General features: G+C 66.1%; 25 protein-coding genes. 19 read left to right on the top strand and 6 right to left on the bottom strand.

Annotated features, from left to right (window positions below):
* Positions 1–3: 3 nt before the first annotated feature.
* Genes kynU through ACYVAK_RS08890 form a run of 5 tightly spaced genes read left to right on the top strand, consistent with a single transcriptional unit; the run spans position 4 to position 6,776 of the window.
* A complete protein-coding gene (kynU, locus tag ACYVAK_RS08910; protein ID WP_461060041.1) occupies positions 4–1,281 on the top strand; it encodes a kynureninase in 1,278 nt (425 codons plus the stop codon).
* Positions 1,278–2,651 (top strand): FAD-dependent oxidoreductase, encoded by a 1,374-nt coding sequence (locus ACYVAK_RS08905; RefSeq protein WP_461060039.1) that lies wholly within the window; start codon positions 1,278–1,280, stop codon positions 2,649–2,651. The genes kynU and ACYVAK_RS08905 overlap by 4 nt, the downstream gene beginning before the upstream one ends.
* The gene (gene sbcB / locus ACYVAK_RS08900) at positions 2,648–4,099 is read left to right on the top strand and encodes an exodeoxyribonuclease I (protein ID WP_461060038.1); all 1,452 of its coding nucleotides are present in this window, start codon (positions 2,648–2,650) and stop codon (positions 4,097–4,099) included. The genes ACYVAK_RS08905 and sbcB overlap by 4 nt, the downstream gene beginning before the upstream one ends.
* Before the next feature lie 12 nt (positions 4,100–4,111).
* Entirely contained in the window at positions 4,112–4,657 is a 546-nt protein-coding gene (locus ACYVAK_RS08895) for a heme NO-binding domain-containing protein (protein ID WP_461060036.1), read from the top strand.
* A complete protein-coding gene (locus ACYVAK_RS08890) occupies positions 4,638–6,776 on the top strand; it encodes a putative bifunctional diguanylate cyclase/phosphodiesterase (RefSeq protein ID WP_461060034.1) in 2,139 nt (712 codons plus the stop codon). The genes ACYVAK_RS08895 and ACYVAK_RS08890 overlap by 20 nt, the downstream gene beginning before the upstream one ends.
* Before the next feature lie 13 nt (positions 6,777–6,789).
* Here ACYVAK_RS08890 and ACYVAK_RS08885 read toward each other — a convergent pair whose 3' ends face one another.
* The 4 genes from ACYVAK_RS08885 to ACYVAK_RS08870 form a co-directional block, all read right to left on the bottom strand.
* Positions 6,790–7,461 carry an aquaporin gene (locus tag ACYVAK_RS08885; protein ID WP_461060032.1) on the bottom strand — a complete coding sequence of 224 codons (672 nt, stop codon included), beginning with the start codon at positions 7,459–7,461 and terminating at the stop codon, positions 6,790–6,792.
* A complete protein-coding gene (locus ACYVAK_RS08880; RefSeq protein WP_461060030.1) occupies positions 7,458–7,844 on the bottom strand; it encodes an arsenate reductase ArsC in 387 nt (128 codons plus the stop codon). Before ACYVAK_RS08880 ends, ACYVAK_RS08885 begins: the two co-directional genes overlap by 4 nt.
* On the bottom strand, positions 7,841–8,179 hold the full coding sequence (locus ACYVAK_RS08875; RefSeq protein WP_461060028.1) for an ArsR/SmtB family transcription factor: 339 nt from the start codon (positions 8,177–8,179) through the stop codon (positions 7,841–7,843). The genes ACYVAK_RS08880 and ACYVAK_RS08875 overlap by 4 nt, the downstream gene beginning before the upstream one ends.
* 119 nt (positions 8,180–8,298) lie before the next feature.
* Entirely contained in the window at positions 8,299–9,354 is a 1,056-nt protein-coding gene (locus tag ACYVAK_RS08870; protein WP_461060026.1) for a DNA-binding protein, read from the bottom strand.
* A gap of 281 nt (positions 9,355–9,635) precedes the next feature.
* Here ACYVAK_RS08870 and ACYVAK_RS08865 point away from each other — a divergent pair, with 281 nt between their 5' ends.
* From ACYVAK_RS08865 to ACYVAK_RS08845, 5 genes are all read left to right on the top strand, one after another.
* Complete coding sequence (locus ACYVAK_RS08865; RefSeq protein WP_461060024.1) at positions 9,636–9,932, top strand: type II toxin-antitoxin system RelE/ParE family toxin; 297 nt, start codon at positions 9,636–9,638, stop codon at positions 9,930–9,932.
* 18 nt (positions 9,933–9,950) lie between these two features.
* On the top strand, positions 9,951–11,066 hold the full coding sequence (locus ACYVAK_RS08860; RefSeq protein WP_461060022.1) for a HigA family addiction module antitoxin: 1,116 nt from the start codon (positions 9,951–9,953) through the stop codon (positions 11,064–11,066).
* Between the two features lie 13 nt (positions 11,067–11,079).
* The gene (locus ACYVAK_RS08855; RefSeq protein WP_461060020.1) at positions 11,080–11,559 is read left to right on the top strand and encodes a hypothetical protein; all 480 of its coding nucleotides are present in this window, start codon (positions 11,080–11,082) and stop codon (positions 11,557–11,559) included.
* 336 nt (positions 11,560–11,895) lie between these two features.
* Positions 11,896–13,185, top strand: a complete 1,290-nt coding sequence (locus ACYVAK_RS08850; protein ID WP_461060018.1) for a site-specific integrase — start codon at positions 11,896–11,898, stop codon at positions 13,183–13,185.
* Between the two features lie 24 nt (positions 13,186–13,209).
* Positions 13,210–16,203: a Tn3 family transposase gene (locus tag ACYVAK_RS08845; RefSeq protein ID WP_461060016.1), complete on the top strand. Its 2,994-nt coding sequence runs from the start codon at positions 13,210–13,212 to the stop codon at positions 16,201–16,203.
* A 30-nt stretch (positions 16,204–16,233) separates the two neighbouring features.
* Here the strand turns inward: ACYVAK_RS08845 and ACYVAK_RS08840 are convergent, their stop codons facing one another.
* Positions 16,234–16,515 carry a helix-turn-helix domain-containing protein gene (locus ACYVAK_RS08840; protein ID WP_461060014.1) on the bottom strand — a complete coding sequence of 94 codons (282 nt, stop codon included), beginning with the start codon at positions 16,513–16,515 and terminating at the stop codon, positions 16,234–16,236.
* 113 nt (positions 16,516–16,628) lie between these two features.
* On the opposite strand from ACYVAK_RS08840, the gene ACYVAK_RS08835 reads away from it, so the two are divergent.
* Genes ACYVAK_RS08835 through ACYVAK_RS08825 form a run of 3 tightly spaced genes read left to right on the top strand, consistent with a single transcriptional unit; the run spans position 16,629 to position 18,433 of the window.
* A complete protein-coding gene (locus tag ACYVAK_RS08835) occupies positions 16,629–17,006 on the top strand; it encodes a hypothetical protein (protein ID WP_461060012.1) in 378 nt (125 codons plus the stop codon).
* The gene (locus ACYVAK_RS08830) at positions 16,987–17,751 is read left to right on the top strand and encodes an SseB family protein (RefSeq protein ID WP_461060010.1); all 765 of its coding nucleotides are present in this window, start codon (positions 16,987–16,989) and stop codon (positions 17,749–17,751) included. Before ACYVAK_RS08835 ends, ACYVAK_RS08830 begins: the two co-directional genes overlap by 20 nt.
* 55 nt (positions 17,752–17,806) lie before the next feature.
* Entirely contained in the window at positions 17,807–18,433 is a 627-nt protein-coding gene (locus ACYVAK_RS08825; protein ID WP_461060008.1) for a BPSL0761 family protein, read from the top strand.
* 175 nt (positions 18,434–18,608) lie between these two features.
* Here the strand turns inward: ACYVAK_RS08825 and ACYVAK_RS08820 are convergent, their stop codons facing one another.
* Positions 18,609–19,043 carry a MerR family transcriptional regulator gene (locus tag ACYVAK_RS08820; protein WP_461060006.1) on the bottom strand — a complete coding sequence of 145 codons (435 nt, stop codon included), beginning with the start codon at positions 19,041–19,043 and terminating at the stop codon, positions 18,609–18,611.
* A gap of 58 nt (positions 19,044–19,101) precedes the next feature.
* On the opposite strand from ACYVAK_RS08820, the gene ACYVAK_RS08815 reads away from it, so the two are divergent.
* The 6 genes from ACYVAK_RS08815 to ACYVAK_RS08790 are packed head-to-tail and all read left to right on the top strand — an operon-like array spanning position 19,102 to position 26,039.
* Positions 19,102–19,788 carry a cation transporter gene (locus ACYVAK_RS08815; RefSeq protein ID WP_461060004.1) on the top strand — a complete coding sequence of 229 codons (687 nt, stop codon included), beginning with the start codon at positions 19,102–19,104 and terminating at the stop codon, positions 19,786–19,788.
* Positions 19,785–20,123, top strand: a complete 339-nt coding sequence (locus ACYVAK_RS08810; RefSeq protein ID WP_461060002.1) for a DUF3703 domain-containing protein — start codon at positions 19,785–19,787, stop codon at positions 20,121–20,123. Before ACYVAK_RS08815 ends, ACYVAK_RS08810 begins: the two co-directional genes overlap by 4 nt.
* A gap of 17 nt (positions 20,124–20,140) precedes the next feature.
* Positions 20,141–20,521, top strand: a complete 381-nt coding sequence (locus ACYVAK_RS08805) for a hypothetical protein (protein ID WP_461060000.1) — start codon at positions 20,141–20,143, stop codon at positions 20,519–20,521.
* Between the two features lie 58 nt (positions 20,522–20,579).
* Complete coding sequence (locus tag ACYVAK_RS08800) at positions 20,580–21,851, top strand: TolC family protein (RefSeq protein WP_461059998.1); 1,272 nt, start codon at positions 20,580–20,582, stop codon at positions 21,849–21,851.
* Positions 21,848–22,879, top strand: coding sequence for an efflux RND transporter periplasmic adaptor subunit (locus ACYVAK_RS08795; RefSeq protein WP_461059996.1), 1,032 nt, complete (start codon positions 21,848–21,850; stop codon positions 22,877–22,879). The genes ACYVAK_RS08800 and ACYVAK_RS08795 overlap by 4 nt, the downstream gene beginning before the upstream one ends.
* Before the next feature lie 7 nt (positions 22,880–22,886).
* Positions 22,887–26,039 (top strand): efflux RND transporter permease subunit, encoded by a 3,153-nt coding sequence (locus ACYVAK_RS08790; RefSeq protein ID WP_461059994.1) that lies wholly within the window; start codon positions 22,887–22,889, stop codon positions 26,037–26,039.
* Positions 26,040–26,104 lie beyond the last annotated feature (65 nt).

Raw genomic sequence — 26,104 nt, 5'->3', positions numbered from 1 at the left:
TTGATGGATCTTTCGCTCGACCACGACGCCTGGGCCCTGGCCCAGGACGCCGCCGACCCCCTGGCGCACCACCGCGCCGCGTTCCATGTGCCGCAGCACGACGGCTGCGACCTGCACTACTTCGTCGGCAACTCGCTGGGCCTGCAGCCGCGCGCCGCGGCCACGGCCATTGCCGAGGAGCTGGCGAGCTGGGCAACGAACGCCGTGGAAGGGCATTTCCGCGGGGAGCGTCCGTGGATGCACTACCACGCCACGCTCCGCGAGCCGATGGCACGCGTGGTCGGCGCCCTGCCCTCGGAAGTGGTGGTGATGAACACCCTCACCGTCAACCTGCACCTTCTGATGGCGAGCTTCTACCGGCCCACGCGCGAGCGGCCGGCCATCCTGATCGAAGCCGGGGCGTTCCCGTCCGATCGCCATGCGGTGGAGTCGCAGATCCGCTTCCACGGCTTCGATCCGGCGACCGACCTGATCGAGCTCGAAGGCGACGAGCCGAATGGCCTGATCAGCATGGCGGCCATCGAGCGCGTGTTGGCAGAGCACGGGTCGCGCGTCGCACTCGTGCTCTGGCCGGGCGTGCAGTACCGCACCGGGCAGGCTTTCGATCTCGCCGCCATCACGGCGCTCGCAAAGGCGCAGGGCTGCGCCGTGGGTTTCGACCTGGCGCACGCGGCCGGCAACTTGCCGCTCGCGCTGCACGACAGCGATGCCGACTTCGCCGCGTGGTGCACCTACAAGTACCTCAACAGCGGCCCTGGCGCGGTCGCCGGGGCGTTCGTCCACGAGCGGCATGGCCGCCGCACCGAGCTGCCACGCCTGGCCGGCTGGTGGGGGCATCGGGCCGACACGCGCTTCCTGATGGCGCCGCAATTCGAACCTGCGGAAGGCGCGGAAGGTTGGCAGATGAGCAACCCGCCGATCCTCGCGATGGCACCGATCCGGGCCTCGCTCGAACTGTTCGACGCCGCCACGATGCCGGCCCTGCGCGCGAAGTCGCTGGCGCTGACGGGTTACCTCGAGGCGCTGGTGAACACGCACCTCTGCGAACGCATCGAGATCCTGACGCCCGCGGATCCCTCGCGCCGCGGCTGCCAGCTGTCGCTGCGTGTCGCCGGCGGCCGGGCCATGGGCCGCGCCCTCTTCGAGCACCTTGCGGCAAACGGCGTGCTCGGCGATTGGCGCGAACCCGATGTGATCCGCATCAGTCCGGCGCCGCTGTACAACCGCTTCACCGATGTCCTCGCGTTCGCGCGCGCCGTGCGCGAATGGCGTCCGTCATGAGCCGCGCCTACACCATCATCGGTGGCGGACTGGCGGGAGCCTTGCTCGCCGCGCTGCTGGCGCGGCGCGGGCACCGGGTCGATGTGTTCGAGCGACGGCCGGACGCCCGACTGCGCGGCTACGAAGGCGGACGCTCGATCAACCTCGCGCTCGCAGCCCGCGGTCTTGCGGTGTTGCGCGAGGCAGGCCTCGGCGACGCCGTGCTGGCCCAGGCCGTGGCGATGCGCGGGCGCATGGTGCATCCGCGCGAGGGCGACACGAACTTCCAGCCTTATGGCCGCGTCGATCGCGAGTGCATCTGGTCGGTGCATCGTGGCAACCTCAACCTGCTGCTGCTCGACGCCGCGGAGCAGGCTGGCGCACGGCTGCATTTCCACCAGCGCCTCAATTACGTCGATTTCGCAGCGCGGCGCGCCGAGCTCGTCAACGACCACGATCGCAGCGTGCGGTGGATCGACTTCGATGCCCTGATCGGGGCCGACGGCGCGGGCAGCGCGCTGCGCGCGGCGATGCAGCGCCACGTCGACCTGCACGAGCACTTCGAGCCGCTGGGTCACGGCTACAAGGAACTGGAGATCCCGCCGCTCGAGGATGGTGGCTTCCGCATCGCCCGCGACGCGCTGCATATCTGGCCCCGCGGCGGCTACATGCTGATCGCCTTGCCCAACACCGAGGGCACGTTCACGGCGACGCTGTTCCTGGCCCATCGCGACGGCACCCCGAACTTCGAGCAGATGCCCGACGCCGGCGCCGCGCGGGCGTTCTTCGAGCGCGAGTTCCCGGACGCTTTGGCGCTGATGCCGGGCCTCGCCGCCGATTGGGCGGACAACCCCACCAGCGGCTTGGCCACGCTGCGCTTGAAGCGCTGGCACTTCGACGGGCGTGCTGTGCTGCTGGGCGACGCAGCCCATGCCATGGTGCCCTTCCACGGCCAAGGCATGAACTGCGCTTTCGAAGACGTCGCGGCGCTTGATCGCCTGATGGCGGAGCATGGGGACACCCGGGACGCGTTCGCCGCCTTCGAAGCGGACCGTCGCCCCAACGCGGAAGCGATCCAGGCCATGGCACTGGAGAACTACGTGGAGATGCGCGACTCCGTGGACAACCCGGAATGGCGCCGCCAGCGGGCGCTGGAGCTGCAGCTGGCCGAGCGTCATCCCGGCCGCTTCGTGCCGCGTTACTCGATGGTGAGCTTCACCCGTACGCCGTACGCCGTCGCCTTCGAGCGCGGGCGCTGGCAGCGCGAACTCCTGATCGACGCGACCCGCGGCATCGACGATCTGGCAGACGTCGACCTGGCTGGCCTCGATGCGCGGATCCTCGGCGGGCTGGCACCGTTGCCGGCCGACTGGTTGGAGCTTGCTGCGTGAGCTTCCTCTGGTACGACCTCGAGACGTTCGGCCGCGATCCGAGACGATCCCGCATCGCGCAGTTCGCCGCGATCCGCACCGATGAGGACCTTCGCGAGCTCGATGCGCCGGTGTCGCTGTTCTGCCAGCCGGCCGATGACCTGCTTCCCTCCCCGGTCGCGACCGTGATCACGGGTATCGCGCCGCAGCGAGCAAAGGCCGAAGGCACCATCGAAGCCGAGTTCTTCGCCCGCGTCCATGAGCTGATGGCCGAGCCCGGGACCTGCGCGGTGGGCTACAACAGCCTGCGATTCGACGATGAATTCATCCGCTTCGGGCTGTACAGGAACTTCTACGACGCCTACGAGCGCGAATGGCGCCATGGCAACAGCCGCTGGGACCTGCTCGACGTGCTTCGACTCGCGCGTGCCTTGCGTCCCGAGGGCCTGAATTGGCCGCTGCGCGACGACGGGCAGGCCAGCTTCAAGCTGGAAGACCTCGCGGCGGCCAACGGGGTGCGCGACGGCATGGCCCACGAGGCGTTGAGCGACGTCCGCGCGTTGATCGGCCTCGCCCGCAAGCTCAAGGACGCCCAGCCCCGGTTCTGGGACTACGTGTTGCAGCTGCGCGACAAGAAGACCGTGCGTGGCCTCTGCGATCTCGTGGCCCACACCCCGCTGCTGCATGTTTCCGGTCGTTTCCCCGCCGCGCAGCGCCATGCCGCCCTCGTGGCCCCGATCGCCCTGCATCCGCTCATCGCGACGCGGGTGATCGCCTACGATCTCGGTACCGACCCCGCCCTCTTCCACGACCTCGACGACGAGACCCTCAAGGCCCGCCTGTACACGCCGCGGGCGCGGCTCGCCGAGGACGTGCAGCGTCTGCCGCTCAAGGAGATCCACACCAACCGTTGCCCCGCGCTGCTGCCGCTGGCGCATGTGCGGCCGGCGGAGCTCGGTGCGCTGGGGCTCGACGCTGCCCTCGCGGGCGACCGCGCCGCTTGGCTGGCGGCGCATCCGCAGTTCGTCGCGCGCTGCGTTTCGCTTTACTCCGAGTCGCGTGATTTCGGCGAATCCGACGCCGACGGCGACCTCTATGGCGGATTCGTCGGCGATGCGGATCGACGCCTGTTCCCGCGGATCCGTACGGCCGATCCGGCGGGACTGCCCGCCTTCGAGTCCCAGCTGCGGGATCCCCGGCTCAAGGCCCTGCTCTTCCGTTACCAGGCACGGAACTGGCCCGACACGCTGGATGCAGGACAGCGCCGGGTGTGGGACGCTTGGCGGCGTGACCGGTTTCACGAACCGGCACCTGCGGACGGCACGCTTGCGAGCTACCTCACGGAACGCGATGCGGCCATCGCGATGGCTGCGACAGGCGGCGACAATGGGGCCTTGGCGGCCGCCGACGCATGGGTTCGGGACCGGCTGGCCGACGTGGGGATCGCCATCCCCGACATGCTTTCCTGAAGGAGCGCGACGATGCTGGGGATCGTGTTCACCGAGTTCATGGAGATGGTCGAGGAGCGCTTCTCGCCGGAGACCCTGGAGCGGATCATCGATAAGGCGGCACCCGCCAACCAGGGGGCCTACACCGCGGTCGGCTACTACCCGCACGAGGAGATCGTCGCGCTGGTGGGCGCGCTCGCCGAACAGACCGGCATGTCCGCGGGGACCTTGGTCCAGGCCTTCGGAGAGCACCTCTTCGGCCGCTTCACCGAGGGCTACGCGTCGCTCATCGACGGACGTCGCGGCACGATCGACCTCCTCTGCCAGCTCGATGGCGACATCCACGTCGCGGTGCGGAAGCTTTACCCCGAAGCCCGCCTCCCGCGTTTCCATGTCGTGTCGCAGGGCGATGGCGAGCTTCGCCTCGCCTACGAATCGCCTCGCGGCATGGAGGACCTCGCCCTTGGCCTGATCAAGGGAGCGATCCGCCATTTCGGTGAGCCGCTGCAGGTGCATTGGGAACACGGAACGTTCGAGGGTCGCGCCGTTTCGGTGTTCCATGTCCGCCCCCGCCCCTGAGGGCGCAAGCCCAGCGGCAGACCTTCACGCGCGTCGCCTGGCGCGGGAGCGCGCGGCGCGAAAGGAGGCGGAGCGCCTCCTTGAACGGAAGAGCCTTGCCCTTTTTGAAGCGCTACAGGCCTCCGAGCGATCGCAGCGCCGTCTCGAGCTCGCACTCTGGGCCAGTGGTGAATCGATCTGGGAATGGGACGCGGAAACCGACCTGGTCAGGAGCACGCGCTACACCGCCGTCGATGCGCCACCCGAGGAGAGCTCGATGCTCCTGATCGACGTGCTCGACGCCATCCATCCTGCCGACGTGGAGTCTGTGGTGCTGGCGTGGCGCCTGCATCTCGCCGGCAGCACGGCCGAATACGACATGCAGTTCCGGCTGCGCGACGGGCGATCCTGGCTGCGCAGCCGCGGCAGGGTGATCGAGCGCGACAACGCGGGTAACGCGCTTCGCATGGTCGGAACGACGAAGGACATCACGCGCCAGCGCGAACAGGACCAGTCCCTTCGCGTCCTCGGGCATGCCTTCGCGAATTCACGCGACGCTCTGGTGCTGTGCGACGTCGACTGGCGGATCCTCGAGTCGAACGCCGCCTTCCATGCGTTGTCCGGTTTGAGCCACGACCGGGCACGGCGCATCCCGATGGCGAGCCTCGTGCCGGCCCTCCTCGAGGCCGCCAGTCGCGAGGCCATGGATGCCGGCCACTTCTGGGTTCCGGACTGCCGCCTCGAGACCGGCGCCGCCAGCTTGCCCGTCGACGTCTCGGCGACCTTGCTGCAGGGCACCGGCGAGCGGACGTCGCAGTGGGTGGTCTCCATCAAGGACCTCAGCGAGGCAAAGCGCCTGGAGGTCGAACTCGCGACGGCCTCGCGCACCGACGTGTTGACCGGCCTCCTCAATCGTGCGGCGATGCAGGAAGTCCTTGTCGCAAGGGTCGGCGAAGCTGGCCATCGTCCCTTGCCGGTGCTGTGGATCAACATCGACCAGTTCAAGGCGGTGAACGACGGCCTGGGGGCGCGAGAGGCCGACGACGTGATCGTCACCTGCGCCATGCGGGCGCAGAGCCTCGTGCCCGAAGGCTGGCTGCTGGGCCGCTGGGGCGGCGATGAGTGGCTGGCCGTGGGGCCGCCCGGGGAGGACATCCAGCAGGCCATGGCGCTCGCGGGCGCGCTCCTTCGGCGGATCGCGGAGCCGATCGAAGTCCCCTCCACGACCCTGTCCCTCACCGCGAGCGCCGGGCTCGCGGTCTACCCTGAGGATGGCGAGTCGGCGGAAACGCTCGTGCTGAACGCCGGAACGGCACTCCGCCAGGCCAAGCGCCGCGGACGGGCGCGGATCGAGGCCTACGAGCCACGCATGGATGATCACGGCCTGCAACGGCTCGCGATGGTCAGCCTGCTAAGGCGTGCGTGCGAGAATGATGCCTTCCGATTCGTGGCCCAGCCGCGCGTCGATACCCGGCGCCGTATCGTCGGGTATGAGGTGCTCGTGCGCTGGCATACGCCGGAGCTGGGCTGGGTCAGTCCGGCGCAGTTCATCCCGCTTGCCGAGGAGAACGGGATGATCGACCGGATCGGCCGCGCCGCCGTCCGCGCGGCGGTCGTGCTCGCCGTACAGCTGCGCGAGTCCGGCCGGCGCGCACGCGTCAGCGTGAATCTCGCGGCCAAGCAGATCCAGGACCCGCTGCTGGCCGACATGCTGCTTTCCGAATTGGCGGCCGGTGGCGCGACGCCCGGCGATCTCGAGCTTGAAGTGACCGAGAGTGGCCTGGTCCAGGACATCGACGGAGCCCATCGCCTGCTGACCCAGCTGCGCAGGGAGGGCTTCACGCTGGCGCTCGACGATTTCGGCACGGGTTATTCGTCGTTGAGCTATCTGCAGAACCTGCCCTTCCACAAGGTGAAGCTCGACCGCAGCTTCGTGAAGGACGTTGCGGAAGACGCCCGGGCCGCCCGCCTGGTCGGCGGCGTGGTCGACCTCTGCCGTGCGCTCGATATGCAGGTGGTGGCCGAAGGGGTCGAAACGGCGGGCCAGTTCGCCCGCCTCGCGGCCTTGGGGACACCGGAGTTCCAGGGCTTCTACTTCCATCGCCCCCTGGATTTCGAGGCCATCGCCCGGCTGCCTTGACCCGGTCGACGCTTCACGCCGCCGGCGGCGTCCGGTCGCCGAGGACGCGCGTCACCCACAGCGCCGCGATCGCGCCGCCGCCCTGCGCAAGCACGAACCCGGTCACGTCCTGCAGCCGGATCCCCGCGAAGGTGTCGGTCAGGCCGCGGGCGAGCGTCACGGCGGGATTCGCGAAGGACGTGCTCGACGTGAACCAGTAAGCCGCGAAGATGTAGGCCGCCACCAGTCCGGGCACGGCGGCCGGACGATGCCGCACGCCGAGCAGGATGGCGAGCAGCAGGCCGAAGGTCGCGACGCCCTCGCTGAGCCACTGGGCGGGGCCGGTGCGGATCGTCGTGCCGGGCTGCAGGACGGGCAGGTCGAACATGGCATGGGCCAGGACCACTCCGAACACGGCGCCAAGGAGTTGGATCGCGATGTAGGCGGCCGCTTCACGCGGAGCGAAGTCGCCGCGCGCAGCCATCGCCGCGGTCACCACGGGATTGAAATGGGCGCCGGAGACCGGCCCGAGCACGCTGATCGCAACGTAGAGGAAGCCCGCGGTGGCGCCGGCATTCGCCAGCAGCGCGATCGCGTCGTTGCCCTCGGCCAAGGCCACGCCCATCACGCCGGAACCCACCACGCAGGCGAGCAGCAAGGCCGTTCCGATGCCCTCGGCCAGCAGCCGCGCGGACAGCGGTGTCACAGCGAATCCAGCAGCGCCTTCACCCGCGCCGAGATGTCATCCCGAACCTCCCGGTAGGCGGGATCGTCCATGTGCTTGGGGTCGGGCAGGGCCCAGTCCTCGCGACGCTTGGCGGGGACCCAGGGGCAGTGGTCGCCGCAGCCCATGGTGATCACGGCATCGAACTCGCCGCTGATCTCGTCGAGCGACTTCGAATCGTGCCGGCTGAGGTCGTAACCCAGTTCGGCCATGAAGCGCACCGCTTTGGGATTGATCACGCCGGAGGGCCTTGAGCCCGCGCTCAGCGCTTCGACGGCGTCGCCTCCGTGCATTCGGGCGAAGGCCTCGGCCATCTGGCTACGGTTGGCGTTCTCGACGCAGACGAACAGCACGCGCTTTTTCATCGGGACGTTCCTTTGGCAGGCGGACAGACGGAGCCGACACTGCAGGGCGCGGCGCCGGCGCAGCAGTTCTCGGTGAGGTAGGTGATGAGGTCATCCATGCGGGCGAAATGGGCGCGGACGAGGATGTGCCGTCCTTCGCGCCGGTCCTGCACCAGTTTCGCCGCCCGCATGACGTTGAGATGGGCGGTGAGCGTTGCCGGCGGCACGCGCAACGCCGCGCGGAGGACTCCCACGGACAGGCCTTCCTGGCCCGCCACCACCAGGGCGCGGAATGCCGCGAGCCGCGTGGGATGCGCGAGGGCGTCGAGGATTTCCAGGGCAGCGGCGGCTTTCATTGATTCCATATTTCCAGAAAAACGGAATTGATGGCAAGCGAGGCGGTGGATGAGGGTTGGCAGGGATATGTGCATTTTTCACCCACAAGCAGCGTAACGCTCCGTTTCTGATGGATTTTTTAGGGCTTCTCGCCCGCTTCGGCTACCCCAGGCTGCCCCGTTTCCGGCGCTCGCAAGATCTCGAGCTTCTGTAGAAACAGTTCCACCGCACCCGCACGGGCTTCAGCGATTCCGCGAGCTGTTTCTGCCGCATTCCGCGCCTCCCGCTCTGCTTGAACCTCCTTTTGCAGGCCGGAGACGCGTTCTTCAGCCAGCTGGCGGGCTTCAGCTTCCACTGCGACCCGCTTACGGAGGTCGAGAACTTCTCGTGTCACGGCATCCAGCTCTGCGATCTTCTGGTCCCGCTGCCGCAGGGTCGACTTCAGATCTCGCACCTCGCTGCCCAGTGACGTCACCTGTTCGCTCAGGCGCGCCCCTTCCCGATTCAGTTGGAGGAGTTCGGCGTTCTTGGCCGTGAGGCCGTCTTGCAGGGTGCGGATCTCCACCTGCAGGCCCTGAACTTGGTGCTCGTGGCGCCGGTGTTCCTGATCACGTTGTTCCTTGGCGGAGGTCCGGAAGTGTTCCAGCGCCTCCCTCGCCTGCCTGTGCTTGTCTTCCAGCGACCCAATCCGGGCTTCCTGCTCCGCACTCCGGGTGGCCGCACCCGAAAGGCGCTCCTCAAGCTGGGCGATGGCCACCCGGGCGGCCTGAAGTGTTCCTTGAGACTCGGCATGGCCGGCCTGCTCGTTTCGAAGGCGCAGCTCGAGCCCCCGCACGGTTTCAGAGAGCACCTGGATCTCTTTGTTCCGGGCCTCGATCAGGGCGTCCCGCTCCTGGATTGTGGCTGCCGCAGCCTCCTGGATTTGGGCGATCCGCTCGTCGGCTTCCGCGTTCAGACGCTCGGCGAGCTTCGCAACCATGTCCTGCAGTACGTCACTGACCGCCGGCCGGTCCTTGTTCGGCATGGCGCCGCTCTCTTCGGCTTCGATCTCGCGCAGGTAGCGATGGATCGTCGTCCGAGAACCGGTGTTCCCCAGCGCGGCCCGGACTGCGTCGATGGAGGGGTTCTTGCCTTCCGCAACGAGGCGATCGCGCGCTTTCGCCACTTCCGTTTTGTAGACGCCAGGTCGGGCCATGGGGTCGCTCCTACTATTGCGTACTGTGGTATGTACCACGTTTGTACATGGGAACATTCGGAGTTGCAAGATGCCTCTGGCGGCCGCATCGAAGGCGGGATAATTCTGGATTATCCCGCCTTGCCCCGTGCGGCATCGGATTGCGCCGGCTGAAACAGCACGAAAGGCGCAAGGCGTCCCGACTCTGGCTCCTGGAGAACGGCGATCTAGAAAGCGAGTTGCTTATCCGCAACCCATCTATTACACTAAGTGTAAAAGACAGCTATTGAGTCCTTCTGCGCATGGAAGTCAGGTTCGAGGATCCAGCGTTGAGGCGCCTCGAGGAGGATCCAACCTATACCCACGGCTTGGACGCCGCTTTGGTGAAGGTCTTTCGCATGCGCCTTCAATTCATTCGGGCGGCACTGGATGAGCGCCCCTTCTACGAGATGAAGTCGCTCCACTACGAAAAGTTGAAGGGCGACCGGGCCGGTCAACGATCGATGCGACTGAACAAGCAGTGGCGGCTGATCCTCCGGATTGCTGAGGACGATCAGGGCAAGCAGGTCGTTGTCATTGAGATCGCCGATTACCACTAACACCCCTGGGGACATGTCATGAGTACGTTCGCCGAAGTCTTTCCACCGGGCGAATTCCTCCGCGAGGAGCTGGAGGCCCGCAACTGGTCACAGACGGAGCTTGCCGAGATCATTGGCCGCCCTGTTCGCCTGATCAACGAGATCATTGCGGGCAAGAAGGCCATTACGCCGGAAACGGCGATCCAGCTTGGGGAGTCCTTGGGCACGGGCCCGGAGGTGTGGATGAACCTCGAGAGCCAGTACCAGCTCTCCAAGGTTCGGATGGCGGACAACCTGATCAAGCGGCGCGCCGACCTGTACAACCGCTTTCCGGTTCGGGAGATGATCAAGCGCGGCTGGGTCTCGGCCAGCACCAGCATTGATGTCCTCGAGCAGCAGTTTTGCCAGTTCTTCGGCATCCCCCACCTCGGGGCCGAGCCCGCCTTCGCGCACGCCGCCCGCAAGACCGATGCAGAGACGGGCCCGACCATGCTCCAGTTGGCGTGGCTCTACCGGGCCCGGCATGTGGCGCGTGAACTCGTCACCCGCCCGTACGACGAGTCTGCGCTGCGCCATGCCCTGCTGCGACTCTCGGCGCTGCGCACCGCGCCGGAAGAAACCCGCCACGTCGCTCGAATCCTCGAAGAATGCGGTGTCCGCTGGGTGATTGTGGAGCCGATCGCGGGTACGAAGATCGACGGGGCCTGTTTTTGGCTTGCGGACGATCAGCCCGTCGTCGCCATGACGTTGCGCTTGGATCGCATCGACAACTTCTGGTTCGTGCTCCGTCACGAACTGGAACACGTGCTCCAGCGTCACGGCCGGGACAAGGGCTACATCCTCGATCAGGAGGTCGAAAGCCCTTCGTCCACACAGATCAATGACGAGGAGAAGGTGGCGAATGACGCTGCGGCGCAGTTCTGTGTCGACCAGGCAGAAGTGAGTGGGTTCATTGCACGGGTGTCACCCTTCTTCAAGGAAGAACGCGTCCTGCAGTTTGCGCAGCGAATCAACGTCCATCCCGGGCTTGTGGTGGGCCAGCTGCAGCGGCAGCTCGCCCGCTATGACCTTTTCCGTAAGCACCAGGCCAAGGTGCGGGCATTCGTGACGAACGCCGCCCGCACCGACGGTTGGGGTGTGGTCCAGACGCACTGAAGGAGAACTCGTGATGTCCGCATACAGCAATCAGGTCAAGGACTACATCGAGCGGTACAAGGCGGAGACCGGCCACGATGGCCTGCTCGACCCGCATGAAGTAGCGGCTTGGGCGTTCCACAACGGCCTGCACAAGCCGAACCCGAGAACGATCATTGACGTGATCGCGGCCGACATTTCGCAGGTGTTCCGTGAAGAGTATCGGACCGACCGCCATGGTCGGAGGTACCGCGCCAAGCACGCCGCGACCCACAAGAAGGGCAACAAGACGCTGTCGCTCTGGGCCGACTTGGACGATCCGGTCGCACCCCATGAGCACTTCGTACGATCCTTCGCACAGCGGCGTCAGCAGATCGTCGGCGACTGCCTCCAGCTCAAGACCGATGTCGATGTTTACAACGACAAGCGAGATCCCGTCGTTCCGGTTCAGGTCCCGCTGGACTTCACGCTCGACGTCGCCGAGATGCAGCAGCCGTTGCCGCGCGCCGCCTAATCGTTTGCCTGAGCGCGCTTCACCGTGGCGAGCGCACCAGGATTCCCTCCGGCCACTACGAGGAACCGCCATGCCCAAGCGTGAACAGTCTGGCCCCAAGGTCACCGTGGCCATCGGACCTCGGATCAGCCATGCGCTGTTCGGCACGGGTACCGTGCAGGCCGTTGCGCCTGTGGCGTCCGCTTCCCGAAGACAACAGGTACACGTCGCGGTTCAATTCGACGACGGCGAGAAGAAGAACCTCGTCCTACCGCATCCGCGCGTCAGCCTAGCGGCCCCAGCGCGGTAGACCCGAGCGTTTCCCACCCGTCCCCCACGCTCCTCCTCCCCCTGCCGATGTCGGATCTGGATCGCTACCTCGACGCCGCCACCCGCGAGAACACGCGAGCGAGCTATGCCAAGGCCATCCGGCATTTCGAGGTGGAAGGCGAAGGGCTGTTGCCCGCCACCGCCGATCAAGTCGCCAAGTACCTCGCTCGGTTCGCCCCCTCCCTCGCCGTCAGCACGCTCAGGCAGCGCGTCGCGGCGTTGTCGGCGTGGCACCGGGATCACGGGTTTCCCGATCCCACCAAAGCGCCGGTGGTTCGAAAGGTGCTCAAGGGCATCCAGACGGTTCATCCGGCCGCGCCCCGGCAGGCTGCCCCCCTGCAGCTGTCGTTGCTCGGCCAACTGGCCGACTGGCTGGACGAGGCCGCCCGATGGGCCGGCTCGCACGGCGATGTGCCGGGCGAGCGGCGTCACCGTCGCGATCGTGCCCTGGTCTTGGTGGGCTTCTGGCGAGCGTTCCGCACCGATGAGCTTCTGCGCCTGGAGGTCCAGAACCTGACGGTGGTCGAGGGCCAAGGCATGACGTGCTTCCTCCCACAGTCGAAGGGGGATCGTCAGGCCGAGGGAGTCACTTTCCGCGTTCCCGCGCTGTCCAGGTGGTGTCCCGTCGAGGCCGTGGTTGACTGGTTGACGATCAGCGAACTCAGCAGCGGACCGGTGTTTCGGAGCATTGACGCTAATGGCGCGATCGGATCGAACAGCTTGCATGCCAACAGCATTCCCCGCTTGCTTCGCGAGATCTTCGCGCGGGCCGGCTTGGCATCCCCCGAGCAATACAGCGGCCACTCCCTCCGTCGCGGTTTCGCCCAATGGGCCAATGCCCAAGGCTGGGACCTGAAGTCGCTGATGGAGTACGTCGGCTGGAAGGACGTGTCCTCGGCGATGCGCTACCTCGATGGCGCCGATCCCTTCGCCAAGCATCGTATCGAGGCCGGACTTTCTGAGCGTGCGGAAGAGTCCCGCCCATCGCCCACCGCGCGGCCGGTTCCGGCGGCCTTGCCAGCCCCGCGCGTGCCGATGGTCGACCTCGAGGTGCGTCTGGTCCTGAGCAACCAGCGCGCTTCGCGCTCGGGCAATGCGAAGGTAAGGAAGATTCTCATCGACAGCTGTCTCGCGCCCTTGGCGGCCCAGCAGGTCGATGCCAACGGGCAGCGATTCCATTTCTCGCTTCCCGACGACGAGCTTTTCGAAGAGACGGTCGCGGAACTTCTCGACGGTCTCCACCGCTTCGCCGGCAACCATCATTTCCACCTCGACGCCGACGTGCGGGAGCGCTCCGGATCCCGCCGTTGGGAATAGCGATCGACAGGAATCCTCCCCCCGATGCCCCAGATCCACGAAACCGCCTACCCACGAATCAAGCCGGACCTGAGTCCCCGCGAACTGGAAGAAACGTACTCCCTCACGCGCGAGGAGGTGGATTTCGTCTTCAAATCTGCGCGGGAGCCCACGACGCGACTCGGGCTCGCGGTTCTTCTCAAAATCGCGCAACGACTCGGGTATTTCCCCACGCTGGCAGAGGTGCGCCCCGACATCGTGGCCCACATCGCCAAGTTCGTTCGATTCGGTCGACGCCCCAAGGCCAGTGACTTGACCTCACTCGACCAAAGCAGCGTCCGACAAAGGCAGATCGAGCTAGTGCGCAAACGACTGGGCATCACCGCTTGGTCGAAGGTGGACGATGAATGGGTAGCCCTCACGGCCGATCGTGTCGCCGATGCCCGCCATCACACGAGGGACATCATCAACGCCCTGCTGGAGGAGTTCGTCCATCACCGGATCGAGCTCCCGGCGTTCTCGACGGTCGATCGCATGGCGACGACGGCACACACCCGGGCCAACGCCAGAATCTTGGGGCGAATTGCCGGTGAGCTCCCTGATACCATCAAGGCCCGGATCGACGCGCTGTTCGTTCGTCCTTCCGTGGGGGCCGAAACGGGCTGGCAAATGCTGCGGCGCGACCCCCGGAAGCCGACGGATGTTGAGGTCCGGAGCTATCTCCAGCACATCGAGCGGCTTCGTACGCTTGCGGATGAACTTCCTGCGGTTGCGACGAGCATTCCCAGGCTTCGAGACTTCTTCAGCTACGCCCAGTCCCTGAATGCGCCGGAGATGGCGGAGCTCGTCCCCGAGAAGCGGTACGGCCTCGCGGTGATTTACATTCGTGGGCGGTACTACAAGGCCATGGACGATGCCGCCGAGCTTTACTTGAAGCGGATGCAAAAGGTTGAGAACGCCGCACTCGCCATGCTCAACCAGCACATGCTTGACAACGCGGAGAGCGTGGATCGACTGGTCTTGCAGCTCCGCGACGTGCTCAATGCGTACCAGGGCGGCGTGACCGCGGAGGGAACGCTGGAGGCCATTACGTCGAGCCTGATGGCCGATCCCGAGGTTTTGCTGGCAGAGTGCGAGGCGCACCTCGCTTTCTCGGGAAAGGACTACATTCCTTTCATGCCGAAGCCATACGGCTCGGCGCGCCCGATCCTGATGAACTGCCTTCAGGTCATGGGCCTGCGATCGACGAGCGCCGACCGCGCGATCGAGCGCTGTATTGAAGCGGTTCTCCGGCTTCGCCGCCAGAAGGCCATGAGGCTCAGCGTCGAGCAGATCGGACTCTCTTCGGAGCGTGATCTCGACTGGCTGACGCCCCGCTGGCGGAAGCACGTGTTCCACAAGATGGGGCGTGGACAACCGCCACTAATTGATCGACGGTACTTCGAGATCGCGGTGATGTGCCAAGTCAAGGACGAACTCAAGAGCGGCGACCTTTTCGTTCCCGGTGGCGAAAAGTTCAACGACTACCGGGAGCAGCTCGTCAATGATGAAGACTTCCGCGCCGAGATCGAAGAATACGAGAAGACCTCCGGCGTCTTGACCGATGCGGATGCCTTCATTGATGAACTCAAGTCGAAGTTGACGGCCCTGAGCCTGGAGGTCGATGCGAGATTTCCAGGCAACGTCTCTGCACGTCTTGAGAATGATCGGCTGGTCTTGACGCGACACCGGCGCGAAGAGCCCAGCGATGCGTTGAAGAAGCTCGATCAGCTGATCGCCGATCGGATGGAGCCCGTCAGCATTATCGATGTCCTCATCGACAGTGTCCGCTGGACGGACCTGACCAAGTTCTTCAGGCCCTTGGCCGGAACAGATCCGAAGATCAGCGATCTGCTGGGTCGGGTGGTGGCGACCCTCCTGTGCTACGGCTGCAATCTCGGTGCGTCGCAGACCGAACGGTCATTGAAAGACACCAAGCGTCGAAACGTGGCGTGGATCAACGTGAAGTATGTGTCCGAGGACATTCTTCACCGCGCCGCGATGCACATCATCAATGCCTACGATCGCTACGAACTCCCGAGCTATTGGGGCACGGGCACCCACGCCTCGGCGGACGGCACCATGTGGTCGATGTACGAGCAGAACCTCTTGTCGGAGCACCATATCCGTTACGGGGGTTACGGAGGGATCGGCTACTACCATGTCTCCGACAAATACATCGCGCTTTTCAGTCGTTTCAATGCCTGCGGCAGCTACGAGGGGTATTACATCCTCGACGGCGTCTTCGGAAACGATTCGGCAATCCAGCCCAGCGTCCTGCACGGCGATACGCATGCGCAGAACCTGCCGGTCTTCGGACTGTCCCACCTATTGGGCATTGAGCTAATGCCGCGAATTCGCCGATTGCACGAACTCAAGCTGTACAAGCCAGACACGAAAATCACTTATGGCGCAATCGGCAGTCTATTTGGCGACCCGATCGATTGGGCGCTGATCCGCTCCCACTGGCATGACATGCTGCGCGTGGCGGTGTCGATCAAACTCGGGAAAATCACGGCGTCCACTATTCTTCGCCGTCTCGGGACGCAGAGTCGCAAGAACAAGCTTTACTTCGCCACCAAAGAGTTGGGTAAGGCGGTGCGGACGCTGTTCCTGCTCAAGTACATCGATGACGGTGACGTTCGAAAGATGATCGGTGCAGCGACGAACAAGAGCGAGCAGTTCAACAACTTCGTGAAGTGGATCTTTTTCGGCAATGACCGGGTGATCGCCGAGAACGTCGCTTACGAGCAGCAGAAGCTGGTCAAGTACAGCCACGTCGTGGCGAACCTAGTCATGCTCCACACACTCGATGGCATGACACGGGTGCTGTGGGATCTTCGCGCCGAGGGCCACACGATCGACGAAGAGTTGCTGCGTGGCTTGTCGCCCTACCGAACTATGCACATCAATCGTTTCGGCGACTATCGATTGGACCTCAGTCGACGAACGCGAGACCCGACGCTGGATGTCCTCCCAAGCGTCGACGACAGCGCCTAGCGCAAGGGAATTCAGGCGGGGGTCGCTCGATCACCGGCCGCGCGTCGCTCCGGGCTTCCGGGTCCGCCCCCGCGGCACCTCAGGCACGAGGTTCAGGGCCGCTTGCCTCGACAGGCCAAGCGCAGTGGTAAGGGTGAAATACTCCATAACGTCGAGCCGCCGGGAGCCGATTTCAACGGCGGACAGCTTCTGCTGTGGCCAGCCGATCGCCTTTGCGAGCGCTGTCTGGGTTTGCCCTAAAGACTCCCGCCGCTCCCGTAAGCGGTCAACCAGGTGACGATACGCCTCCGAATAGATCGTCTTCTTTCCCACGCAGTCGCTCCGACGCCGAACGACTGGCCAAGCTATAGCCCGCCACCGGATACATGAAAAACGTGTAGCGGCGCGCTAGGATGGCTTCCCGGCACCCTGGACAGAGCTCTGTCATGACCATCTACGTCGTCCACGCGGGCGTGGATCTCAGCCTCGAGCTGTTCGTATCGCCCCAACTCGAGGCGGCGGTAGCAATGCAGTGGGAGCGGATTCGGGACCGGGAGGTACGGGACACGTACCGCCGGGCTTTGGAGCGACGGCTCGAGGATCTCCTGAAGGACTGCTTGGACTGGGACCTCAAGCCGCCGACCGCCGCCCAACAGAGCTACGCCACCGTGGTGGCCACAAAACTCGGCGTGGGCGTCCCCACCGAGGCGCGCCACAGTCGCTTCCATATGGCCATGTTTCTCGAGAAGTACGCCCCGAAGCTCAAGGAACGGGACAACGGCATCGATCCGAATAAGTCGACCGATGAATCCCAAGCGATCTGACGGCAAGTCCTCCTTGGAGGCGCTAATGGCACGCTCGATGGAGGATGCCTCTGCCGAGCCGGCGTTCATGGCGGCCTTGCTCGACGCCACGGTTTACGTGCACGCGCCACTGAACGACCGTCCTGGAAATCTTCGGCTTGTGTCGTTTCCCCACCCTCAAACCGGCGCCTATCTGGTGCCCTTCTTCAGCGACCGTCGCCAAGCAGAAGAGGCCTCGAGTCCGAGGATCCGGATCATCGGCATCACAGGCCGGAAGCTGTTTAAGATCACGGCCGGGGCCACTCTGATCCTCAATCCGAACCAGCGCTATTGCCTGTTCTATCCCGAGGAGATCGCCTTGCTGCTCCAAGGCAAGGTGCTGCCGCCAGTGCGGAAGATCGACGGCGAAGGGGAACGGGGCCGAGCTCTAGAATCCGAGGCTCAACCACCCGCATGGCTTGTCGCTCCCTTGCCCGGCTTGTTCGAGAGCATTCCGGGGGTCGAAAGTGCCTCGGTCGGCCGATACGCCAAGTCGGATTCGGATGGCACCAGTCATCTCGTTCTTATCGTCTTTGTCTCTGACGCCGACGCCGAGCGCGCTGCAAGGGCGGCGACCGTGGTCCTGAAAGAGTGTTGCGAAAGGCTCGAAGTGAGTCTCGACGTACTCACCCTCAGTCCGTCGCTTGATCATCCGTATGGCCAGTTTCCGAAGGCCTATCGGCGGACATCGCACGCGAGGCAATCCGGCCTCCAAAGCGTGCACTAGCCGGATGAGCGCGAACACTCCACGGTTTTCGCCACACACCGTCTTGGACCCTTGAATGACCATCCCCCTTGAACGAAGTCGTGCGGTGCTGTGGGCGGGCGGCTTGCTCGTTGCGCTCAACGGAGACCGTCGGGTGCCGATGGAACATCGGCGGGCTGCTACTCAGATTGCGCGCCATTTTCCAACGGTGGAAGATGTTTCCAGTGCGTCGCACCTGCGGTTGTTCGGTCGGGACGAGGGGATGTTCGAGAACCCCAGAGACTGCGTGAACTGGCGGGAGGGGTGTCCGGGCAAACCGCTCACGTGGGCGACGCGTCTTCACTGGCCGTCCGAGGACGCTGATGATGGTATCGAAGACGGCGGTGCGGACGACGAAGCGGATTCCAGTGTGGAAGGGCTCGAGGCTCAGTTGGCCGCGGTGGATCGCGCACAGGACGCACTTACGCGTCGCCGCCAGCGCCTGGCGTACTTGTGCCGGGACGCGCACCCCGTGCTGATCGTCTGCTTCCATGTCCTTGGCTGGGACCTGAAAGAGGTCATCGAGTGGACCAACCGCCTGCAGTTCGACGACAACACGAAAAGTGTTGCGCATCTGCTGATCGAGGATCGTGGGGAGGAGATCAATGAACGCCTTCGTCAGCTGACCCACGAAAATCCAGTCAAGTGGCACCCGCTGGACTGATCCCATTCGAGGCCATGACCGAGTCTGGCGAACCTGGTCGACCGCGATCTGCCCTCCCACCCAGGAAAATACGGTTGGGATGCCCCGTCGGCGTACCTCGTTAGCTCAAGCGAAAACCGGCATTCGTCTTGGAAGACCCTTGATGGCCGAGGCGTTTAAGGGCCATGTGAGCTTCTCAAGGCAGCGCGGAGTGGATCGATATGGGCGCATCGGAGGCATTTTCTTCATGCGCCAAGCTCTCCAACACAGCACATGTGGCCCGCTTCCCGCCGCGACACCGTTCCACTGTGGCGACCAGCTCGGCCTCCATCCGCAGAAGGTGGGCGAGCTTCTCGCGCACCTCGGCCAGGTGGCGGCGCGCCAGGGTGTCGACCTCGGCGCAGGCCAGATCCGGGCTTTCCGACAGACGCAGGAGGCTGCGGATCTCGTCGAGGCTGAACCCCAGAGCGCGGCCACGAGTGATGAAACGGACGCGGGCGATGTCGCCCTTTCGGTACGCCCGGTATCCCGACGCCGTTCGCTCCGGTTTCGGGAGCAAACCGACCTTTTCGTAGTAGCGGATGGTCTCGAAATGGCAGTCCGTGGCCGCAGCCAGCTCGCCGATCTTCATGGGCTTGACCCTGTAGCGACTCCGGGGTTTACGGTACGCCCATTCGGAGGACAAGACCATGACCGACTGCTCCTGCCACGACACCGCGACCGCCTGCGCCAGCTCGAATGAACGCGGCCTTCGCCGCGTCCTGTGGGTGGTCATGGGGCTCAATGCGATGCTCTTCGTTGGCGAATTCAGTGTCGGCCTGTGGGCGCACAGCAGCGCGCTGATGGCGGACTCGCTCGATGCTCTCGGTGACGCGGGCATCTACCTACTCACCCTCGTCGTGATGGCCGGCTCGATCCGGCAGCGTGCGGGCGCGTCGCTGCTCAAGGGTGCACTCCAGGGCGCGTTCGGGCTGTTTGTGATCATCGAAGTGGTCAGACGGGCCATCTCCGGCGAGGTACCGAATGCCGGGCTCATGACGGTGATGTCGCTGGTCGCGCTCACCGTCAACGTGACGGCCTTCGCCCTGTTGACGCGCTTCCGCAATGAGGACCTGAACCTCCGCTCCGTCTGGCTGTGCTCGCGCAACGACTTGGCGAACAACGTCGGTGTGCTGGCGGCTGCGGGCCTGGTCGTGTGGACGGGAACCCGCTGGCCTGATCTCGCGGTCGGACTGCTGGTGGCCACGCTGTTCCTACAGACCTCCTTCACCGTCCTGCGCGCCGCGTGGCGGGAGTGGACCACCGGCATCCCCACCCCCATGAACGATGGGCATGGGCATACGGCTGCCATCGGACACGCCGAGCAGAAACCATGAGCCCACGCCTCAACCAAGCCATCGAGACCGAGTACGCGCTCGCCCGTCAGGCGGAAGCCGGCGGCCGGGCCGGCGAGGCCTTCCATCACCTTGAACGCGCCCACATCCTTTCGCAGCGTCACACGCTCGCCCATGTGCGCAGCCACCTGCGGATGTGGGGCTGGGCTTGGCGTCAACGCCAGCCGCGGGAGATGCTCGGGCAGACCACGCGGATTATGGCGGCAGCGCTGTTCAGTCGGATCTGGGTGCCGGAGGGCAACACCGGGGGAGCGAACGTCAGCGCCATCCAGCCGATGCCCATCCCCGCCGACCTTCGCGACCTGTTGTCGCGTTGATTCGTTATCCTGAACTCATGAGCCGCCTCCGACCTCGCGCACGAGCCTTCAAAGCCAGCCTCATTTGGGCGCTGGCGGCGCTGCTGATCGTGGCGTCGATGTTGGGTGCGATCGCGACCGGTCATCCGCCGGTCCATGACGAAGCTGTCGCGGTGTCTGCCGCGGTCGCCGACGCCGATCGTCCTGGCTGCGATGAAGACACGCCGCACCCGCCCGGGCTGGCCAGCCTCTCGCATGAGTTGGCGCATGCCTGGCACCACTGCGGCGTGGTCATTGCCGTACTGCCGACGCCCGTCGTGAAGCTGATCGCGCTGCCTCCGATGCTGCCTCCCGATGTGGCGTCGATCCTCGCGCCAACCCCGGCGCTTCAAGGCCTGTTCCGCCCGCCCATCCGCTGATCCGTCGAATCGGCCGCGCTTCGCGGCGTTCCATTCCACGAATCAACGGAGTTTCCCCATGTCTAATCGTCTGGCCGCGCTCGCGGCCGGGCTGATGGTGCTGGCCGTCGCCACGGGCGCGGCCGCCCAGCCCTTCACGCTGGAAGACGCGCACGAACGCGTCGTCCAGTTCCATCCCGATCTTCGTCTGTTCGTCCCCCGCCGCGAGGGTCTTGAGGCCGACGCGCGAGCGGCGGCCCTTCGCCCAGCACTCGATGCCCAGGTGGATCTGGAGAACGTGCTCGGTTCGGGGCCTCTCCAGGGCACCCGATCCGCCGAGCTGACGCTGAGTCTCGCTGGCGTGCTGGAGCGCGGCGGCAAGCGCGAGGCGCGCCGGGCACTGGCTGCGGCCCGCATCGACGCGCTCAGCGTCCAGCGCGCAGCCACGCAGCTCGACCTGCTCGCAGAAGCCACGCGCCGCTACGTCGATCTCGCCGCACTGCAGGCGCAGCGCCCGCTGCTGGCGGAAGACCTCGCCCAGCGCCGGCGCATCGCCCACGCCACGCGACAGCGCTTTGCCGCGGGTGCTGCGCCCGAAGCGTCTGCGCTTGCGGCCGAAGCCGGGATCGCGCAGGCCGAGGCCCGCCTCGCCACACTCGACGCGCAGCAGGCTGCCGCGTGGCGCCGGCTGTCGCTTCTGTGGGGCGCGCCGGTCGACGGCCCGGTGCCGGAGGTTACCCCGGTGCCGGAATCGCCGCCTGCGTTGCCGACGCTGGCGGAACTCACGGCGCGGATTGCCGAGTCACCGGAGCTGTTGGCGTTCGCCGACGAAGCGCGCATCCGCGAAGCGCGGCTGCGGCTCGCTGAGACCGAGGCGAGCCCGGATGCTGATTGGAGCGTCGGCGTGCGTCGCCTGCAAGACGGTAGCGACACCGGCCTCGTCGCCGGATTCAGCCTGCCGCTGGGCACGCGGCAGCGCGCCGAGCCCGCCATCGCCGCCGCCCGCGCGGAGCGCGAGGCCTTGGGGATGCAACGCGAGTCCGCCGCGCTGCAGCTGGAAGCCGTGGCCGTCGACGCCTGGTCGCAGGTGGAAAGCGGCGCACTGCAGGCCGATCGCCTGCGCACCGAGGTGCTGCCGCGCCTCGAACGCGCCGCTGCGCAGTCCGAGCGCGCTTACCGCGCCGGCGCCCTGAGCTACCTCGAGTGGGCCGCCGTGCAAACCGACATCACCACCTCACGCTTCGCGCTGCTGGAGGCCCGCGTGGCCACGCAGCGCGCCCTGATCGAACTGCAGCGCCTCACCGCCGATTCCTGGACGGCAAGCGACGCTCGCGAAGGAGACACCGAATGAACCGCAACACCCTTCTGTTCACCGCGCTTTCCCTCCTCCTGGCCGCCGGTCTGGCCGGCTGCGGAAACCAAGCCGACGACGATCATGGCGATGGCCACGCGCATGACGAGGCCGAGGCCTCCCATGACTCCCAAGGCGAGGAGCAACACAGCCACGGCCATGACGAGACACAAGCCGAAGAAGACGACGAGCACGGCCACGACGACGCCCCAGCCGACCAGACCACCATCCCGGCCGAAACCGCCGAGCGCTCAGGCATCGTCGTCGCGCCGGTTGGCGCAGGCGTGATCCACCAGACCGTGCGTCTGCCGGGCGTTATCGAGGCGCGCCAGGGGGCCATAGCCCGCGTGTCGGCGCGCTTTCCCGGTGCCGTCCGCACCGTCGCCGTGCAGGTGGGCGATCGCGTCAGCGCGGGACAGCGTCTGGCCACAGTCGAGAGCAACGCCAGTCTCTCGTCGTATGCCATCACGACGCCGATCGCCGGCGTGGTGATGCGCCGCGACGTCGAGGTGGGCGGCCTCGCGGGCGACGCACCGCTGTTCGAGGTCGCGGACCTTTCCGAAGTGTGGGTCGACCTGCATGTGTTCGGTCGCGATGCCCAGCGGGTGCGCATCGGCGCCGAGGTGCAGGTCGAGCGCATCGCCGACGGAACGCGCGCCACGGCCTCGATCGCGCAGATGCTGCCGGCTGCCGATGTCGACAGCCAGAGCCTGACCGGGCGGGCGGTGCTGGCGAACGCCGACGGGCTCTGGCGCCCCGGCATGGCGGTGCAGGCCGAGGTCAGCATCGGCACCACCGTGGCCGCGCTGCGCGTCCCGCTCGGCGCGCTGCAGCGCATGGAGGGTCGCGACGTCGTGTTCGTCCGCCGAGGCGACACCTACGCGGCAGCGCCGGTCACGCTCGGCGTTCGCGACGGCGCGTTTGTCGAGGTGAAGAACGGCCTGTCCTCGGGCGACGAGGTGGTCGTCGAGCAGAGCTTCCTGGTCAAGGCGGACATCGCCAAGGCCGGCGCCGAGCACGAGCACTGAGGCCGCCATGATCGAGTCCTTCATCCGCTACACCATCCGGCACCGCTGGCTGGTGCTGATGCTCGTCCTCGCCCTCGGGGCCTGGGGCGCCTTCAATCTCCTCCGGCTACCGATCGACGCGGTGCCGGACATCACCAACGTGCAGGTGCAGGTCAACACCGAAGCGCCGGGCTACTCGCCACTCGAGGCCGAGCAGCGCGTGACGTTTCCAGTGGAAACGGCGCTTGCCGGCATTCCAAAGCTCGACTACACGCGCTCGCTGTCGCGCTATGGGCTTTCGCAGGTGACCGTCGTGTTCCAGGACGGCACCGACATCTACTGGGCCCGACAGCAAATCGCCGAACGCCTGCAGCAGGTGCGCGGCCAGCTGCCTACCGGCCTCGAGCCCGCGATGGGGCCAATCTCCACCGGCTTGGGCGAGATCTACATGTACACCGTCGAAGCCGAGCCCGGGGCGAAGCGGCAGGACGGACAGCCGTGGACGCCGACCGACCTGCGCACCCTGCAGGACTGGGTGGTCAAGCCGCAGCTCCGCACGGTGCCGGGAGTCGTCGAGGTCAACACGATCGGCGGCTATGCCCGGGAGGTGCAGGTCGCTCCCGATCTGACCCGGCTGATCGCACTCAACCTCAGTCTCGATGACCTGGTCGATGCGCTGGAGCGCAGCAACGCCAACGTCGGCGCCGGCTACATCGAGAAGCGCGGCGAGCAGGTGCTGGTGCGCGTGCCTGGACAGCTCGGCGATGCCTCGGCGATCGGTGCGGTGGTGGTCACGACGCGCGGCACGCGGGTCATCCGCGTTTCCGACGTCGCGACCGTGCAAGAGGGCAAGGAGCTGCGCACCGGTGCCGCCACCGAGAACGGCGAGGAGGTCGTGCTGGGCACGGTGTTCATGCTGGTCGGCGCCAACAGTCGCGAGGTCGCGCAGGCGGTGGATGCGCGTGTCGAATCGGTTCGCAGCACCTTGCCGGACGGCGTGATCCTGCGGACGGTCTACGACCGCACGGCGCTGGTGAACCGCACCATCGGCACGGTGTCGAAATCGCTCGCCGAAGGCGCGCTTCTGGTCGTCGTCGTGCTGTTCCTGCTGCTCGGCAACCTGCGCGCGGCGCTGATCACCGCCGCAGTCATCCCGCTGGTGATGCTGATGACCGCGACCGGCATGCTGAAGGCCGGCGTCTCGGGGAATCTGATGAGCCTGGGGGCGTTGGACTTCGGCCTCATCGTCGACGGCGCGGTGATCATCATGGAGAACTGCATCCGTCGCTTCGGCGAGCTGCAGCACCGGCTCGGCCGCCTGCTGACGCGCGAGGAGCGCTACGAGCTAGCGGCCTCTGCCACGGCCGAAGTGATCAAGCCGAGTCTGTTCGGCGTGGGCATCATCACCGCGGTGTACCTGCCGATTCTCGCGCTGGACGGCGTCGAAGGAAAAATGTTCCACCCGATGGCCTTCACCGTGGTGTTCGCGCTGACCGCAGCGATGCTGCTCTCGCTCACCTTCGTGCCGGCGATGGTCGCGGTGGGCCTCGGTGGCCGCATCGGGGAGAAGGAGAACCGGGTCGTCCTGTGGCTGAAGCGCGGCTATGCCCCGGCGCTCGACCGCGTGCTCGCGTGGCGCTGGCGCGTGGTGCTGGCGGCCGCGGTGCTCGTGGCCAGTGCGGGATTCGCGTCGACGCAGATGGGCACCGAATTCATGCCCAGCCTGGACGAAGGTGACGTGGCGCTGCATGCGATGCGCATTCCGGGCACCTCCATCTCACAGTCGGTGGCGATGCAGCAGGTGCTGGAGCGCGAGATCGTGACGATGCCGGAGGTGAAGCTCGTCTTCAGCAAGATCGGCACGGCCGAGGTCGCGACCGACCCGATGCCGCCGTCGGTGGCCGATACCTTCGTGATCCTGAGACCACGCGACGAATGGCCGGATTCCGGCAAGTCGAAAGCGGAGCTGGTCGCCGAGCTCGAAGCGCTGGTCGCCAAAGTGCCCGGCAACAACTACGAGTTCACCCAGCCCATCCAGATGCGGTTCAACGAGCTGATCTCGGGCGTGCGTTCGGACGTGGCAGTAAAGGTGTATGGCGACGACCTCGACACGCTGATGGACACCGCACGGGCGATCGAGGCCGCGATGTCCAGCGTCGACGGTGCTGCGGATGTGCGCGTGGAGCAGACCACTGGCCTGCCGATGCTGGTGGTCGACCCCGACCGCGAAGCGGTGGCGAGGTTGGGCCTCTCGGTGGCGGACGTCCAACAGGTGGTCACCACGGCCATCGGCGGCACCGAGGCGGGAATGCTCTACGAGGGCGATCGCCGCGCGCCGATCGTCGTCCGCCTGGACGACCGCCTGCGCAACGATGCCGACCGACTAGGCGACCTGCCGATCCCGCTACCCGCCGATCGCGCCGACAGCGTCCGCACCGTGCCGCTGCGCGAAGTGGCGCGCATCACCATCGAGGAGGGCCCGAACCAGATCAACCGCGAGAACGGCAAGCGCCGCGTGGTGGTGACGGCCAACGTCCGCGGTCGTGATCTCGGCTCTTTCGTCACCGAGGTGCAGCGGAGGGTGGCCAGCGAAGTCGACGTGCCTCCTGGCTACTGGGTCGAGTACGGCGGAACCTTTGAGCAGCTGATCTCGGCGACACAGCGGCTGTCGATCGTCGTGCCGCTGACACTGGTACTGATCCTCGGCTTGCTGTTCCTCGCCTTCGGCTCAGGCCGCGATGCGCTGGTGGTGTTCTCCGGCGTGCCGCTCGCGCTGACCGGCGGCGTCGCGGCGCTGATGCTGCGCGACCTGCCGCTGTCGATTTCGGCGGGTGTGGGTTTCATCGCGCTCAGCGGCATCGCGGTGCTCAACGGTATCGTGATGCTGAGCTTCATCCGCCAGCTGCGCCTGGACGGTATGGCTCTTGACGACGCGGTGCGCGACGGAGCGCTGACGCGCTTCCGTCCGGTGCTGATGACCGCACTGGTCGCAAGCCTGGGCTTCGTGCCAATGGCGTTTGCCGTCGGTGCGGGTGCGGAAGTGCAGCGGCCGCTGGCGACGGTGGTGATCGGCGGCGTGCTGTCGTCGACCCTGCTGACGCTGTTCGTGCTGCCGGCGCTGTACCGCCTGGTGCACAAGAGCGACAAGACAATGGAAGCGATGCCCAAGACCAATCCGTGACAAAGGGCCATTCACCGCTTCGTCGGTCGATCAGAAAGCAACTCCATTCCGGCGAGCCCCAGGGG

The sequence above is a fragment of the Silanimonas algicola genome (assembly GCF_054777375.1).
This window is presented reverse-complemented; position numbering and strand designations above follow the sequence as displayed.

Coding starts and splice junctions, on each gene's coding strand:
- ACYVAK_RS08830 (WP_461060010.1), top strand. CDS start 16,987: ATGAATCCCAAGCGATCTGACGGCAAGTCCTCCTTGGAGGCGCTAATG.
- ACYVAK_RS08850 (WP_461060018.1), top strand. CDS start 11,896: ATGTCGGATCTGGATCGCTACCTCGACGCCGCCACCCGCGAGAACACG.
- ACYVAK_RS08905 (WP_461060039.1), top strand. CDS start 1,278: ATGAGCCGCGCCTACACCATCATCGGTGGCGGACTGGCGGGAGCCTTG.
- ACYVAK_RS08865 (WP_461060024.1), top strand. CDS start 9,636: ATGGAAGTCAGGTTCGAGGATCCAGCGTTGAGGCGCCTCGAGGAGGAT.
- ACYVAK_RS08895 (WP_461060036.1), top strand. CDS start 4,112: ATGCTGGGGATCGTGTTCACCGAGTTCATGGAGATGGTCGAGGAGCGC.
- ACYVAK_RS08855 (WP_461060020.1), top strand. CDS start 11,080: ATGTCCGCATACAGCAATCAGGTCAAGGACTACATCGAGCGGTACAAG.
- ACYVAK_RS08795 (WP_461059996.1), top strand. CDS start 21,848: ATGAACCGCAACACCCTTCTGTTCACCGCGCTTTCCCTCCTCCTGGCC.
- ACYVAK_RS08800 (WP_461059998.1), top strand. CDS start 20,580: ATGTCTAATCGTCTGGCCGCGCTCGCGGCCGGGCTGATGGTGCTGGCC.
- kynU (WP_461060041.1), top strand. CDS start 4: ATGGATCTTTCGCTCGACCACGACGCCTGGGCCCTGGCCCAGGACGCC.
- ACYVAK_RS08835 (WP_461060012.1), top strand. CDS start 16,629: ATGACCATCTACGTCGTCCACGCGGGCGTGGATCTCAGCCTCGAGCTG.
- ACYVAK_RS08815 (WP_461060004.1), top strand. CDS start 19,102: ATGACCGACTGCTCCTGCCACGACACCGCGACCGCCTGCGCCAGCTCG.
- ACYVAK_RS08790 (WP_461059994.1), top strand. CDS start 22,887: ATGATCGAGTCCTTCATCCGCTACACCATCCGGCACCGCTGGCTGGTG.
- ACYVAK_RS08825 (WP_461060008.1), top strand. CDS start 17,807: ATGACCATCCCCCTTGAACGAAGTCGTGCGGTGCTGTGGGCGGGCGGC.
- ACYVAK_RS08880 (WP_461060030.1), bottom strand. CDS start 7,844: ATGAAAAAGCGCGTGCTGTTCGTCTGCGTCGAGAACGCCAACCGTAGC.
- ACYVAK_RS08805 (WP_461060000.1), top strand. CDS start 20,141: ATGAGCCGCCTCCGACCTCGCGCACGAGCCTTCAAAGCCAGCCTCATT.
- ACYVAK_RS08875 (WP_461060028.1), bottom strand. CDS start 8,179: ATGAAAGCCGCCGCTGCCCTGGAAATCCTCGACGCCCTCGCGCATCCC.
- ACYVAK_RS08845 (WP_461060016.1), top strand. CDS start 13,210: ATGCCCCAGATCCACGAAACCGCCTACCCACGAATCAAGCCGGACCTG.
- ACYVAK_RS08890 (WP_461060034.1), top strand. CDS start 4,638: ATGTCCGCCCCCGCCCCTGAGGGCGCAAGCCCAGCGGCAGACCTTCAC.
- ACYVAK_RS08870 (WP_461060026.1), bottom strand. CDS start 9,354: ATGGCCCGACCTGGCGTCTACAAAACGGAAGTGGCGAAAGCGCGCGAT.
- ACYVAK_RS08820 (WP_461060006.1), bottom strand. CDS start 19,043: ATGAAGATCGGCGAGCTGGCTGCGGCCACGGACTGCCATTTCGAGACC.
- ACYVAK_RS08810 (WP_461060002.1), top strand. CDS start 19,785: ATGAGCCCACGCCTCAACCAAGCCATCGAGACCGAGTACGCGCTCGCC.
- ACYVAK_RS08860 (WP_461060022.1), top strand. CDS start 9,951: ATGAGTACGTTCGCCGAAGTCTTTCCACCGGGCGAATTCCTCCGCGAG.